The organism is Planotetraspora sp. A-T 1434 (assembly GCF_025420585.1).
Classification (GTDB): domain Bacteria; phylum Actinomycetota; class Actinomycetes; order Streptosporangiales; family Streptosporangiaceae; genus JAOEGB01.
Genome location: NZ_JAOEGB010000133.1, coordinates 1 through 251, shown reverse-complemented (window position 1 = coordinate 251; position 251 = coordinate 1). Strand labels below are relative to the sequence as shown.

Below are 251 nucleotides of genomic sequence, written 5' to 3'. Positions count from 1 at the left end.
CGTGAGGGGGGGTTGTTCGTCAATTGGGATGCGGTGGAGGAGTTGTTCCCGGCGGGTGTGCTGGATGGGATGTTCGGGGCGTTTTGCGGGTTGGTGGAGTGGCTGGCGGAGGGGGATTGGTCGGGTCCGGTTCCGGTGTTGGTTCCGGCGGGTCAGGTGGCGGTGCGGGAGGCGGTCAACGCGGGGGTCGGTTCGGTCGGTGGTGGGTTGCTGTATGCGGGGGTGTTCGAGCAGCCGGCTGATCGTCTCGC

Annotated in this window: 1 protein-coding gene; it reads left to right on the top strand. The window is 67.3% G+C overall.

Annotated features, from left to right (window positions below; genetic code table 11):
• Positions 1–12 precede the first annotated feature (12 nt).
• On the top strand, positions 13–251 hold a 239-nt coding region (locus N5079_RS35280), incomplete at its 3' end, for a hypothetical protein (protein WP_261588567.1).